Origin of the sequence: Streptomyces sp. SAI-127 (assembly GCF_029894425.1) — a bacterium.
In the GTDB taxonomy this organism is placed as follows: domain Bacteria; phylum Actinomycetota; class Actinomycetes; order Streptomycetales; family Streptomycetaceae; genus Streptomyces.
The window spans coordinates 3,393,495-3,407,127 of the sequence record NZ_JARXYJ010000001.1 but is presented as its reverse complement, the minus strand read 5'-3'; the positions used below and the strand labels follow the sequence as shown (position 1 = coordinate 3,407,127).

The 13,633-nt window shown below is 69.9% G+C and carries 11 protein-coding genes; 3 read left to right on the top strand and 8 right to left on the bottom strand.

Going from position 1 to position 13,633, the window contains the following annotated elements:
• Positions 1–211: 211 nt before the first annotated feature.
• Complete coding sequence (locus tag M2157_RS15400; protein ID WP_280868207.1) at positions 212–1,744, top strand: acyl-CoA carboxylase subunit beta; 1,533 nt, start codon at positions 212–214, stop codon at positions 1,742–1,744.
• Between the two features lie 57 nt (positions 1,745–1,801).
• Positions 1,802–1,993, top strand: coding sequence for an acyl-CoA carboxylase subunit epsilon (locus tag M2157_RS15395; protein ID WP_069766191.1), 192 nt, complete (start codon positions 1,802–1,804; stop codon positions 1,991–1,993).
• Positions 1,994–2,128: 135 nt separating this feature from the next.
• Here M2157_RS15395 and M2157_RS15390 read toward each other — a convergent pair whose 3' ends face one another.
• From M2157_RS15390 to M2157_RS15355, 8 genes are all read right to left on the bottom strand, one after another.
• Positions 2,129–2,710: an ATP/GTP-binding protein gene (locus tag M2157_RS15390; RefSeq protein WP_009314218.1), complete on the bottom strand. Its 582-nt coding sequence runs from the start codon at positions 2,708–2,710 to the stop codon at positions 2,129–2,131.
• Positions 2,691–3,281 (bottom strand): DUF742 domain-containing protein, encoded by a 591-nt coding sequence (locus M2157_RS15385; RefSeq protein WP_266527438.1) that lies wholly within the window; start codon positions 3,279–3,281, stop codon positions 2,691–2,693. Before M2157_RS15385 ends, M2157_RS15390 begins: the two co-directional genes overlap by 20 nt.
• A gap of 101 nt (positions 3,282–3,382) precedes the next feature.
• Entirely contained in the window at positions 3,383–3,796 is a 414-nt protein-coding gene (locus M2157_RS15380; protein ID WP_007384910.1) for a roadblock/LC7 domain-containing protein, read from the bottom strand.
• 10 nt (positions 3,797–3,806) lie between these two features.
• Positions 3,807–7,094: a nitrate- and nitrite sensing domain-containing protein gene (locus tag M2157_RS15375; RefSeq protein WP_280865510.1), complete on the bottom strand. Its 3,288-nt coding sequence runs from the start codon at positions 7,092–7,094 to the stop codon at positions 3,807–3,809.
• 400 nt (positions 7,095–7,494) lie between these two features.
• Positions 7,495–8,070, bottom strand: coding sequence for an ATP/GTP-binding protein (locus M2157_RS15370; RefSeq protein ID WP_007384912.1), 576 nt, complete (start codon positions 8,068–8,070; stop codon positions 7,495–7,497).
• A complete protein-coding gene (locus M2157_RS15365; RefSeq protein ID WP_003973454.1) occupies positions 8,051–8,449 on the bottom strand; it encodes a DUF742 domain-containing protein in 399 nt (132 codons plus the stop codon). The genes M2157_RS15370 and M2157_RS15365 overlap by 20 nt, the downstream gene beginning before the upstream one ends.
• Before the next feature lie 110 nt (positions 8,450–8,559).
• Entirely contained in the window at positions 8,560–8,973 is a 414-nt protein-coding gene (locus tag M2157_RS15360; RefSeq protein WP_003993189.1) for a roadblock/LC7 domain-containing protein, read from the bottom strand.
• Between the two features lie 9 nt (positions 8,974–8,982).
• Positions 8,983–12,801, bottom strand: a complete 3,819-nt coding sequence (locus M2157_RS15355; protein ID WP_280865508.1) for a nitrate- and nitrite sensing domain-containing protein — start codon at positions 12,799–12,801, stop codon at positions 8,983–8,985.
• 564 nt (positions 12,802–13,365) lie between these two features.
• Between M2157_RS15355 and M2157_RS15350 the strand changes: the two genes are divergently transcribed.
• Positions 13,366–13,548: a hypothetical protein gene (locus M2157_RS15350; RefSeq protein WP_057616447.1), complete on the top strand. Its 183-nt coding sequence runs from the start codon at positions 13,366–13,368 to the stop codon at positions 13,546–13,548.
• Positions 13,549–13,633: the final 85 nt, after the last annotated feature.

Sequence of the window (13,633 nt, the reverse complement as noted above, 5' to 3'; positions counted from 1 at the left end):
CCCCCTGAGCAGTCGGAACGCCTGCATGGCTCCCGGGTTCTGTTCAGTGGCACCAGGAAAACGGGCCGGAGACTGTGAGGAGTCGACGGCTCGCATTCCTCGCGGGTCTTCGTAAGGTCACTACATGACCGTTTTGGATGAGGCGCCGGGTGAGACGAAGGGTGAGCCGACGGGTGAGCCCACAGGTGAGCCGACGGACGCGCACGGGCGGGTGGCCGAACTGCACGGGATCCGTGCGGCGGCCCTGGCCGGCCCCAGCGAGAAGGCGACCGAGGCGCAGCACGCCAAGGGCAAGCTGACCGCACGGGAGCGCATCGAGCTGCTCCTCGACGCGGGTTCCTTCCAGGAGGTCGAGCAGCTGCGCCGGCACCGGGCGACCGGGTTCGGCCTGGAGGCCAAGAAGCCGTACACCGACGGTGTCATCACCGGCTGGGGCACGGTGGAGGGCCGCACGGTCTTCGTCTACGCCCATGACTTCCGCATCTTCGGCGGCGCGCTGGGCGAGGCCCACGCCACGAAGATCCACAAGATCATGGACATGGCCATCGCGGCGGGCGCGCCTCTGGTCTCCCTGAACGACGGCGCGGGCGCCCGTATCCAGGAGGGCGTCTCCGCCCTCGCCGGCTACGGCGGCATCTTCCAGCGCAACACCCGGGCATCGGGCGTCATCCCGCAGATCAGCGTCATGCTCGGCCCGTGCGCCGGCGGCGCGGCCTACTCGCCCGCCCTGACGGACTTCGTCTTCATGGTCCGCGAGACGTCCCAGATGTTCATCACCGGACCGGACGTGGTGAAGGCGGTGACGGGCGAGGAGATCACCCAGAACGGCCTCGGCGGCGCGGACGTGCACGCCGAGACGTCCGGTGTCTGCCACTTCGCCTACGACGACGAGGAGACGTGCCTCGCCGAGGTGCGCTACCTGCTGTCGATGCTCCCGCAGAACAACCGGGAGAACCCGCCGCGGGCGGAGTCCACGGACGCGGCGGACCGGCGCGGCGACGTGCTGCTCGACCTGGTCCCGGCGGACGGCAACAGGCCGTACGACATGACCAAGGTCATCGAGGAGATCGTCGACGACGGCGACTACCTGGAGGTCCACGAGCGCTGGGCCCGCAACATCATCTGCGCGCTGGCCCGGATGGACGGCCAGGTCGTCGGCATCGTGGCCAACCAGCCCTCCTCGCTCGCCGGTGTCCTGGACATCGAGGCGTCGGAAAAAGCTGCGCGCTTTGTCCAGATGTGTGACGCTTTTAACATCCCGATCGTCACTTTCCTGGACGTCCCCGGGTTCCTTCCGGGTGTCGACCAGGAGCACGGCGGAATCATCCGCCACGGCGCCAAGCTGCTGTACGCGTACTGCAACGCCACCGTGCCGAGGATCTCCCTGATCCTGCGCAAGGCGTACGGCGGGGCCTACATCGTCATGGACAGCCAGTCCATCGGCGCGGACCTCACCTACGCCTGGCCGACGAACGAGATCGCGGTGATGGGTGCCGAAGGTGCCGCCAACGTCATCTTCAGGCGTCAGATCGCCGAGGCCGAGGACCCCGAGGCCATGCGGGCCCGCATGGTCAAGGAGTACAAGTCCGAGCTGATGCACCCGTACTACGCGGCGGAGCGCGGCCTGGTGGACGACGTGATCGACCCGGCGGAAACCCGCGAGGTGCTGATCCGGTCCCTGGCGATGCTCCAGTCGAAGCACGCCGACCTGCCCTCCCGTAAGCACGGCAACCCTCCGCAGTAACCCCGCGGACCCTCCGCGACACCCTCGCGGAAACCTCTCTCACGGAGACTGTGACCTATGAGCACCCCTGACATCCGCGTCGAGAAGGGCCACGCCGAGCCCGAGGAAGTCGCCGCCATCACGGCGATCCTCCTGGCTCGCGCGGCGGCCGCCCCGTCGTCCACCCCGACCCACCGAGTCCGCCCCAAGGCCGGCTGGCGCCGCCTGGAGCGCGAGGGCGGCTTCCGGGCCCCGCACAGCTGGCACTGAGCCGTAAGCACGTCTAAGGGCCCCTCTCGATGAGAGGGGCCCTTAGACGTGCCCCGAAGGGGCGCGGGGAACTGCGCGACAAGCCGAAGGGCTGCCGCAGACGGCACACAACCGTCCGAGGCAGCCCCGTAGCCGTTACCGCAAGCGAGCCATCAACGCGTGCTCGACCAACGTGATGAGAGCGGACTTCGCATCTGCCCGGTGCCGCGCGTCCGTCGTGATGATCGGAGTGTCCGGCCCGATCTGCAGAGCTTCCCGGACCTCGTCCGGGTTGTACGGCTGCTGGCCGTCGAACCCGTTGAGGGCGATCACAAAAGGAAGCCCGGAGTTCTCGAAGTAGTCGACAGCCGGGAAACAGTCGGCAAGGCGCCTCGTGTCGACGAGGACGATCGCACCGATGGCGCCGCGGACCAGGTCGTCCCACATGAACCAGAAGCGGTCCTGACCGGGCGTACCGAAGAGGTACAGGATCAGGTCCTGGTCCAGGGTGATGCGGCCGAAGTCCATGGCGACCGTGGTGGTCGTCTTGTCCCCGGTGTGGGTGAGGTCGTCGATGCCCGCCGACGCGGATGTCATCACGGCCTCTGTGCGCAGCGGGTTGATCTCCGAAACGGCCCCGACGAACGTGGTCTTGCCCACGCCGAAGCCACCCGCCACCACGATCTTCGCCGAGGTGGTGGAGCGGGAAGGACCGCCGCTAGAGCTTGCGAAGTCCACTGAGCACCCTTTCGAGCAGTGTCACGTCTGGCTGGCCGCCGGCGTTCTCGTCGCCGCCGGGCTGATGGATGGCGACCAGGCCCGCCTCCGCCAAGTCGGCGACGAGGATCCTGGCCACGCCGAGGGGGATGGTCAGCAGCGCCGAGATCTCGGCTACCGACTTGATCTCCCGGCAGAGGTTGCAGATCCGCTGATGCTCGGGCAACTGGCCCTGCATCTGGTGCGGCTGCGCGGTCGTGTGCACCAGCGCCTCGATGGCGAGCTGGTAGCGCGGGCGGGTACGGCCGCCCGTCATGGCGTACGGGCGCACCAGGGGATTGCTGGCGCCTCCCGCGGGTGAAGGCTCAGGGTTGCGTCGCTGCGGCTGCACGGGCTGGATGCGCGGGGCGGGCGGCTGGTCGTACGGCGACGGCCCGGGACCCTGCGGGCCCTGGGGCGCATACGGCTGCTGACGCCGCTGGCTGGGTGCGGAGGGGAAGTTGTAGCGGTTCGGGTTCTGGGAACCGTCGTTCTGACCCTGGCCAGGGCCGTACGACCAATTGCCAGATGAACCACCTGGGGGTGTTGCCACTTTCTCTCCTCCTCCGACTGTGCCGGGGCACCCATCACGCTGTGTGGAGCCGCGTCCCGAAACCTTACGGCCCCGGGACGCCAAAACGCACCGTCTGTCTGTCAGTTGAGCAGGCTGCCCTGGAGCTCCGCACGCAGATCGGGCGTCAGGACCGAACCGGCTCGGTCCACCAGGAGGGCCATCTCGTACCCAATGAGACCGATGTCCGCCTCGGGGTGCGCGAGGACCGCGAGCGAGGAACCGTCGGATACGGACATGATGAACAGGAATCCCCGCTCCATCTCCACAACCGTCTGATTCACGGCGCCGCCCTCGAAGATGCGCGAGGCACCCGCGGTCAGCGAGGTCAGACCGGAGGCGACGGCCGCAAGCTGGTCGGCACGGTCACGCGGAAAGCCTTCGGACATCGCCAGAAGGAGTCCGTCGGCGGAGACCACCACGGTGTGGGACACCCCCGGGGTGTTGTCCACGAAGTTGGTGATCAACCAGTTCAGGTTCTGCGCCGCCTGGCTCATCGGGCTCACACTAACGCTCCTGGTTGTAGGTGCTGTCAGAACCGAAGCCCTGACCGTTCGTTTCACTGCCTGCGTTCCGGCCCCGCTGGACACCGCGACGCAGATTGCTCAGCCTGCCCCGGACGTCCTCGGGAGCACGGGAGACCGAAGGGCCCCCCTGGGGGGTGGATTCGGCGGCTCCCTCGACCAGGTTGGCCTTGGGCACCCGCCGCGGCAGACCGGAGGAGGTGACCCCGCCCGCCTTGGGCTTCCGGAGCTGGGAGGCCTGCTGCCACCGCGCGTCGTTGGCCGAGCGCCAGGATTCGCCACCGCCGTTGCTCTCCGGCGCGGAGGGCGACGGCTCCTGGGTCGCGTGCCGCGTGCCGTTCGAGCCGTTGGCGCTGCTTCCGGTGGAGCCACGGCGGGGGAGCCCGGCGTCGGTCAGCTCGTGACCCACGGTGGCGGGGGCCGGCCCCGGACGTTCGAAGCCTACGCGGTCGCGCTCACTCACGTCAGCGGCCTGCACAGATTCCGCTTCCGGAGCGTACTGGTCCGGGTAGCCGTTCTGGTAACCGTCCGGCTGCGGCCAGTCATCCTGGTAGCGGCGCTCCTCGAATCCCGAGAAGGTCTCCGGTGCGGCGGCGTGCACCGCCGCGGGCTCCTCCTGGACCGGCTCCGCATAGGAGGGCTCCGGGTAGCCGCCGCCGGGGGAGAAGGTGTCGTTCTGCGGCAGGCCGCCGTTCTGCGCGAAGTACGGCTCGTCGTACGCCGGGCGCTTCGGCTCCTCGTACGCCGTCTGCCGCTGCTCCTCGTACGGCGCCTGCTGCGCCTCCTCGTACGACGTCTGCTGGTCGTACGAGGCGGGCTGCTGCTCCGGGAAGCCGCCCCGGCCGTTGTCGTAACCGGTCTGCGGGGCGCTCTGGGGACCGTCGAACGCCTCGGTGTACGCCGGGTTCGGACCCTGGAGGGCGGACGGCTCACCGCCGTTCTGGGACTCCAGGGCCGCGCGGCGCTCCTCGCGCATCAGGGAGCGGCCGACCGGGTCCAGCTCGCGTATGTCGTCGGGGACCTCGGAGTAGCGGCTGTCGTCGAAGCCGAGCTCCGCGGCCGTACGCATCGGCAGGCCGTTGTTGAAGTTCTCGCCGCCGAAGTTCTGCTCCGGGATGATCTGCGAGACCGTGAACTCGTCACGGTCCGGCTGGTGCTCGCCGCCGCCGCCGTGGGTGATCGCGTCCGGCAGCATGACCAGCGAGGTGGTGCCGGCCTGCTCCCCGGAGGGGCGCAGCTGGACGCGGATGCCGTGCCGGTCGGACAGCCGGCCGACCACGAACAGGCCCATGCGCTGGGAGATCGCGGCGTCCACGGTCGGCGGGTTGGCCAGCTTGTGGTTGATGTCCGCGAAGTCCTCGGCGGTCAGGCCGATGCCCTTGTCGTGGATCTCGATCATGATGCGGCCGTCGGGCAGCCGGGTCGCGGTGACGCGGACCTTGGTCTGCGGCGAGGAGAACGTGGTGGCGTTCTCCAGCAGCTCGGCGAGCAGGTGCACGAGGTCGGTGACCGCGCGGCCGTGGATCTCGGCCTCAGGGACGCCGGACAGCTCGATGCGCTCGTACTGCTCCACCTCGGAGGAGGCGGCACGCAGCACGTCGACCAGCGGGACCGGCTGGTCCCAGCGGCGGCCGGGCTCCTCGCCGGCGAGGACCAGGAGGTTCTCGCCGTTGCGGCGCATACGGGTCGCGAGGTGGTCCAGGCGGAAGAGGTTCTCCAGCTGGTCCGGGTCGGCCTCGTTGTTCTCCAGGTCGGTGATGAGGGTCAGCTGGCCCTCGATCAGCGACTGGTTGCGCCGGGACAGGTTGGTGAAGATCGCGTTGATGTTGCCCCGCAGCAGGGCCTGCTCGGAGGCGAGTCGTACGGCCTCGCGGTGGACCTGGTCGAAGGCGCGGGCGACCTCGCCGATCTCGTCCTTGGTGTTGATCGGGATCGGGGCGACCCGGGTGTCGACGCGGCCGGGGTCGGTGCGCGAGAGCTGGTCGACCAGCATCGGCAGACGCTGCTCGGCGATACCGAAGGCGGCGTTGCGCAGCTGGCGCATCGAGCGGGACATCTGGCGGGCGACCGCGCCGGCCAGGATGAACGCGAGGAGCAGGGCGACCACGACGGCGGCACCCACGATGAACGCGTCGCGCTTGGCCTCGTCGGCGATGCTCGCGGCCTCGTTCACCGCGGTGTCGGCCAGGTCGGTCTCGATCTGGCGGTAGGCGTTGTACTTGAGGGTGTTGACCGCCCACCAGTTCTCGGCGGTGATGCCGTCCTTGGCGAGCGCCTCACGGGCGCTCTCGTCCATCGACGGCAGCTGGGCGAGGCCGGAGACCATGTCCACGGGGTTGGACGGCGGCGGGACGTAGTTCGGGTTCTTGGCGGCGGCCTCCTTGGCCAGCGCCGCGCCCTCCGCCTGGATCTGCTTCTTCGCGGTGTCGAGCTTCGCCGCGTCGGCCGCGGTGCCACCGCCGACGTACTCCTCGACGGCGATGCCCTCCAGATACGCGTACGAGGAGAGGGCGACCTTCTGGCTGGCGAAGCTGCTCAGCCCGGGGCCGGGCTTGATCAGCAGGTGCATGCCGATGGAGCGCTGCAGCGACAGGGCCGCCTTGGTGAGCTCGATGGCGTAGACGGTCCGGCCGTAGCTGGTGATGTTGCCGGTGCCGAGGCCGAGCTCGTTGGCGAACTCCGTCAGCGGGTGCGCGATCTGGGTGTAGCCCTCTTCGGTCTTCACGCCGGTGAGCTTGGAGGAGGTGTAGGCGCCAGCGCGCAGCGTCTGGAGCCCTCCCTCGCCGTCCCGGAACAGCGTGAGGCGGCGCTGGAGGCCCGCCTTCTGCGGCATGTTCTGGGCGGCCTCGTCGAAGGCGTCCGCGGCCTGATCGGTCTTCTTACGGGCGGCGACGACCGTGGCGTTGTCCTGGCCCTCGCCGCTCAGCAGGGGGGCGGCGGTGCTGTCGCGCTCTTGGTAGAGGGCGTCGGCGTAGCTGAGGGAGGCCCGCACCAGACGCGCGGTGTTCTCCGCGTCCTCGGCCTCACGCCAGGTGTCGATCGAGCTCTTGACCTGGAAGCCGCCCATGACGAGGCCGACTATCACGGGTATGAGCAGGATCGCGTTCAGCCGGGTGGGCACCCGCCAGTTGCGCGGGGAGAACCGGCCACCGCTGGACGACGGCGCGGCCGTCGAGTCCGGACCGGGCACAGGGGCGGGCGCCGCTCCGCGCGGCGGCGGGGTGAAGTTGCCCCGGGCCGACGGCTCGGGACCGTTCTTGCTTCGCCTCACTCGACCAACAACCTCTCGGAGGGGTCGGCACCTACGTTGTGCCGCAGTCTCTCAGAGCCCAGTGTCATCGACTGATGAGTACGTCTTTGACTATTGGGCAGTTCACGCATTCCAGCACGACGGCCTGCGCACCACCAAACAGTGGTACGCGCGGATTCCGCGTGATGTAAGCCCCAGATAAAACGGTCATAAAGAACGAGCCCCGCCAAAAGACGGGGCCGTTGTGAGCGCAGCGAGACCGGTTGGCAACCACGCGTGGCCGTACCACCCGATTCCTCTGCCGAAACGTTATGAACGCCGGGGCCGGCCGTGTCAAAGACCACAGCCGGCTCCGTGACATCTACGACAACTGCCGTATGACGCTTTTGATTTGGGAGCTGATCGACACGCCTTCGGGGCGTTACCGCAGACGTGCCATGAGGGCGTGCTCGACCAGCGTGATCAGGGCACTCTTGGCGTCCGACCGGTGCCGGGCGTCCGTCGTGATGATCGGTGCGTCCGGCCCGATCTGCAGGGCCTCGCGCACCTCCTCGGGGGCGTACGGCTGGTGCCCGTCGAAGCCGTTGAGGGCCACGACGAAGGGCAGACCGCTGTTCTCGAAGTAGTCGACCGCGGGGAAGCAGTCGGCCAGACGCCGGGTGTCGACCAGCACCACCGCGCCGATGGCGCCGCGGACCAGGTCGTCCCACATGAACCAGAAGCGGTCCTGACCGGGCGTACCGAAGAGGTACAGGATCAGGTCCTGGTCGAGCGTGATACGGCCGAAGTCCATGGCGACCGTGGTGGTCGTCTTGTCCCCGGTGTGGGTGAGGTCGTCGATGCCCGCGCTCGCGGACGTCATGACGGCCTCTGTGCGCAGCGGGTTGATCTCGGAGACCGCGCCGACGAACGTGGTCTTGCCCACGCCGAAGCCACCCGCCACCACGATCTTCGCGGAGGTCGTGGCCCGCCCCGCGTCAGAGCTTGCGAAGTCCACTGAGCACCCTTTCGAGCAGCGTCACATCGGGAGCGCCGCCGTTGTTCTCGTCGCCGCCCGGCTGGTGGATGGCCACCAGTCCGGCCTCGGCGAGGTCCGCGACGAGGATCCTGGCCACACCGAGCGGCATGGCGAGCAGCGCCGAGACCTCGGCGACCGACTTCACCTCACGGCACAGGTGGCAGATGCGCTGGTGCTCGGGGAGGAGCCCCATCAGCGCCGCCGGATCGGCCGTGGTGCTGATCAGAGCCTCGATGGCGAGCTGGTAGCGCGGCCGGGTCCGGCCGCCGGTCATCGCGTACGGACGTACCAGCGGCTGGTCGCCCTCATCCTCGTACGGCTCCGCGTACGGATCATGAGAGGCGGTGGGCGGGGTCATGAATCCTCCGGGCGGGACAGCAAGTCGGTAGGGCAAGCCGTCTGAAGAGGCCGGTGGGGGGATTGTGGCGGCCGGACGGTGATTTGGTGAGACGGGTGGATCCGGGCGGGTCAGTGGAGCAGACTGCCTTGGAGCTCGGCTCGCAGGTCGGGCGTGAGCACTGCGCCCGCGCGGTCGACGAGCAGTGCCATCTCGTATCCGACGAGGCCGATGTCGCATTCCGGGTGGGCGAGGACCGCGAGCGAGGAACCGTCCGAGACGGACATGAGGAAGAGGAATCCTCGTTCCATCTCCACGACGGTCTGTGCCACGCTGCCGCCCTCGAAGATCCGCGAGGCACCCGCCGTGAGCGAGGTCAGCCCCGAAGCGACGGCCGCAAGCTGATCGGCACGGTCGCGCGGGAAGCCCTCGGACATCGCCAGAAGGAGGCCGTCGGCGGACACGACGACGGTGTGGGACACCCCTGGGGTGTTGTCCACGAAGTTGGTGATCAACCAGTTGAGGTTCTGTGCCGCCTGGCTCATCGGGCTCAACTAACGCTCCTGCTGGTGAGTGGGGTTCGGGAAGCTGCCCGTCTGGCCGTTGCCGCCGACCTGACGACCTTGCGCGATACCCCGACGGAGATTGGTCAGCCGGCCGCGCACGTCGTCAGGCGCACGCGAGACAGCCGGACCGCTTTGGTGCTGTTGCTGCTGAGCAGTACCCGGGACGAGGTTCGCCCTGGGCACCCGGCGCGGCAGACCGGAGGTGGTGACACCGCCCGCGGCCGGCTGGCGGACACGTTCCGCCTGCCGGACGAGGTCGTCGTTGGGCGAACTGCGCCAGGCCGCGGAAGCCGCGGGCCGTTGCGGAGCGCCGGCAGAACTCTGTGGGGCCGCGGGAGCCTGCTGCCGCGGGGCCTGAGCCGGGGAGGAGCCGTTGCCGTTGGCCGGCTGTCCCTGTCCCTGCTGCTGGCTGCCGTGGAACCAGTTGGTCTCCAGCGTGTCGTACAGCGGCGTCCGGCCGTCACCGGGACCTGCCGGCGGCAGCGCCTCCGGCTCCTGGCGGACCGGCCGCTGCTGCGGACGCGGCGGGATGGGCGGCCGCGGGGCGCCGAAGTCGGCGCCGTTGGCCTGGGGGCGCTCGAACTGGCCCGTGGAGGCGGGGTCCTGACGGCCTGGCAGGGAATGCTGCCCGGTGGAGCTGCCGTCATAGCCCGGCATCGCGAACTGGCCCGTCGAGCCGCTGTCGTACGCCTGCGGAGTCGCGAACTGCCCCGTCTGCGAACCGTCGTTCTGCCCGGACGGAGTGCCGAAGACGTCCGAGCGGACGTACTCGCCCGTGTCCTGGGGACCGTTGGATCCCGGCCGCGGGAACTGGCCGGTGTTCTGCGGGCCGACCGCGCCGGGACGGGGGAAGTCGCCCTGCGGACCGTTCGCACCCGGCCTCGGGAACTGGCCGGTGTTCTGCGGCGCGTCGAAGTCCGGCCGCGGGAACTCGGAGGTGCTCGCCGGACCCCGGTGGTCGTCGATCCGCGGCATGCGCGAGGTGGCGGCCGGATCCTGCTCGTCGTGGCCGCGCGGAACGTCGAGCGAGGCGCGCGGCACCGGCGGCTGCGCGTTCTCGTCGCTCCAGCTCGGCGTGCGGGGCTGCTGGTTGCCGCCCGGCAGCTCGGCCCGCGGACCACCGCGGCCCGGCAGCTGCGGCCGACGGCGCCGGCCGCCCGGCTCGGGAGCCTGGCCGGCGTTCGGGGCCTGCGGCTGCGGAGGCACGGAGCCCCGGCCACCGAAGGCGTCCTGGCCGCCGCCGAAAGCGTCCTGACCGTTGAAGGCGTCCTGACCAGGACCACCCGTGCCCGCGGCCTGGAGGCCCTGCGGAGCACCCGGTGCCTGGCCGCCGAACCCGGCACCGGCGGGAGCGGGCCGGCCCTGCGGGGGCGTAGCCGGACCCTGCGGTCCTCGCGGTCCGCCCGGCGCACCGGGACGACCGCCCTGGCCACTGCCGGGCAGTGCGGCCCGCGGTCCCTGACCGGGGCTGAGCCGTCCGCCCGAGGGGGCACCGGCACCGAGAGCGCCACCGCCCGCGCCACCGGGCGCACCGCCGAGGGCACCACCCTGGCCGTTGCCGCCGCCACGACGGGCCGCGGCCACACCGGCGGCGGCCTGAGCCGCGGCGGGGGCAGCCTGACCGGGCTTGGGCTGGGGCTGGGGCTTCTTGCCGCCCTGGGCGACATCCACGGGCAGCATGACCAGCGCGGTCGTACCACCGGAGTCGGACGGGCGCAGCTGGATGCGGATGCCGTGGCGCTGCGACAGCCGGCCGACCACGAACAGGCCCATGCGTCGGGAGACGGAGACGTCCACGGTGGGCGGCGAGGCGAGCCGCTCGTTGATCGCGGCGAGGTCCTCGGGGGAGAGGCCGATGCCGGTGTCGTGGATCTCGATCAGCACCCGGCCGTCGGGCAGCGCGTGACCGGTGACCTTGACCTTGGTCTGCGGCGAGGAGAACGAGGTCGCGTTCTCCAGCAGCTCGGCGAGCAGGTGCACGAGGTCGTTGACCACGCGGCCGGCCACCTCGGTGGTCGGCACGGCGGCCAGCTCGATGCGCTCGTACTGCTCCACCTCGGACGCGGCGGCACGGAGCACGTCGACGAGCGGGACCGGACGGGTCCAGCGGCGGCCGGGCTCCTCGCCCGCGAGGACGAGGAGGTTCTCACCGTTACGGCGCATGCGGGTCGCGAGGTGGTCGAGCTTGAAGAGCGAGGACAGCTGGTCCGGGTCGGCCTCGCGGGACTCCAGTTCGGAGATGAGCGAGAGCTGACGCTGGATGAGGCCCTGGGAGCGGCGCGAGAGGTTGGTGAACATCGCGTTGACGTTGCCCCGCAGCAGGGCCTGCTCGGCGGCGAGGCGGACCGCCTCGCGGTGCACGTCGTCGAAGGCCGCGGCCACCCGGCCGATCTCGTCCCGGGAGTGCACACCGACCGACTCCACGGACGTGTCGACGTCCTGCGGGTCGGACTCGGACAGCTGCTTGACCAGCTCGGGCAGCCGGTCCTGGGCGACCTTGGTGGCGGTCTCCTGGAGGCGGCGCAGCGAGCGGATCATGGACCGGGCCACGACGAAGGCGCCGACCAGCGAGACACCGAGCACGAGCAGGATCAGCGCACCGGCGATGATCGCGTCGCGCTCGGTGGCGCTGCGCAGCTCGCGGGCCTTCTGCTCCATGTCCTCGAGCAGCGTGTGCTCGATGCGGCCCATCTCCTGGATCTTGGTCGAGCTGTCGTCGACCCAGTCCTTGTAGGAGCGCTTGTCCAGGTCGGCGAGGCCACCCTGGCGGCCGAAGGCACGGCCGGCGTACTGGTCGGCGGCCTCGATGTTCGAGTTGCCGTCCTCGATGGGCTGCAGGAGCTCCTCGGCGTTGTTGTCGCCGTAGATGCTCCGGAAGGTGTTGAGGTCGGACGCCTCACTGTCGAGCGCACCCTGGCCGTACAGCCGGTCGGTCTCGGAGAGGCTGCCCAGCGTGCTCTTGTTCGCGGGCAGCGCCGCCGCGAGGATCGCGCGCTGGCTGGACGCGTACTCCTTGGCGGAGGAGAAGGCCGCCAGGGCACGCGTGCTCTGGATCATCTCCGGGTTGCTCGTCGCCTGGGCCATGTCCTGCGACAGGTCGAGCAGGTGGGTGATCAGGCGGTGGTAGGACTCCACCGTCTGCGTCGCGTTGCCCTTGGTCTCGTAGGCGTCGCTGCGGATCTTGCTCAGCGTGTCCAGGTCGCGGACCAGGCCGACGAGGCTGTCGCGGACGCCCTGGAGGTTGCTGTCCTTGCCGGCGGTGTCGATGTCCTCGGCGGCGTTGACGAAGTTGGTCGCGGCCCGGTCGGTCTTGTCCCGGTAGCCCTTGACCGTGATGTTGCTCGCCGTGGAGTTGTGCGCCAGCGGACCGGCCGACTGGTCGCGCTCCTCCTGGAGGGCCGCGGCCAGCTCGGTGGCCTGCTTCGTCATCTCCGTCAGCAGCTTCATGTTGTCGAGCTGCTGGATGTCGTCCATCGAGTCGTTGATGCGGAGCGCACCCAGCGAGGTGGCCGCCACGACGGGAAGCGCGAGCAGCGACACCAGGCGCGTGGAGATGCGCCAGTTGCGCAGGGCGACCCGCGATCCCGGGCCGTTCGGGCCCTTCGGCGGCTTCACCGGCGGCTTGGCCGCGGCCGCCGGGCCCGAGGACGCCGACGTGCCGAGGCGCCCGGGGCCGGAACCGCCGTCGACGGCCGGGCCCGGGTTCTGGGCGTGCTGGGGGGAGGAACTGCCGACATTGGGGCCAGTCCCGCCGTGCTGCTCCGGCTCGGCCGAAGCGCTGCCATCCCTCTTGAAACGTCCCTGCACTAGCGTCGCAACCTCTGGACCAGGCGCTCCTCCGCAGGACGGCGGAGCACGGTGTCGGCGTTGTGGGGAGCGCCCTGAATACGCACCCCGGGTGGTCTGAGTGACCGGCGCTGCTCCCCCTTCTCACCGCCGCTCGGCGCTTCTCTGCGCCCCCTGTGCGCCGGCTCGATCCCGCGGCGGTCCGTGGAATTCCAGCACAGTGCCGGATCTCCAACAAGGTCCGAGGGTCAGACCGTGACCTACGTGACACCACGTGAGGGCCGTGTCACCGGGTGTGGGAAACGTTCTCGGCCATAACGGGCATAAGCCCGCGAGTCCCCCTGCGGGGGTGGGTGTCCCAGTCGCCATGATCAGGAGCGGAATGATGGCTTCAGGGAGCCAATGTCCGTTTCGTTGGGGTGAGTTAAGGCCGTGAATTGTCCGGTTTGCCCACAGGTCAGTGAGCAAACTCACACGCCGATCATGAGCTCTTTGCGGCTTCGGAGGGGAATGGAATGTTTAGCCTGAGGCTTTACAAGAAGGCTCCATCTGTCCAAACCACCACTGCCGAGGTCGAGTACAACCGTGAAGACGACGATGATGTTCCGCAACATTGCCAACCCGCGGCGCACGACGCTGGCGCACCTCGAGGACGCCGACGCACTGCAGATCCCGGAGCAGCCGGAGCACTCGCTCGCCCTCCCGGCCCAGACCGCCAACCCCCGGCGGACGGTCCTGATGGAGATCCCGGTCTCCGCCGCCAAGTAACCGTAGCGTGCCCGGATCACCACCCTTCGGGCAGGTGGCCCGGGCGCATCGCGCGAGGCACGGGCCTGTCCCAGAGCCTCGGGGC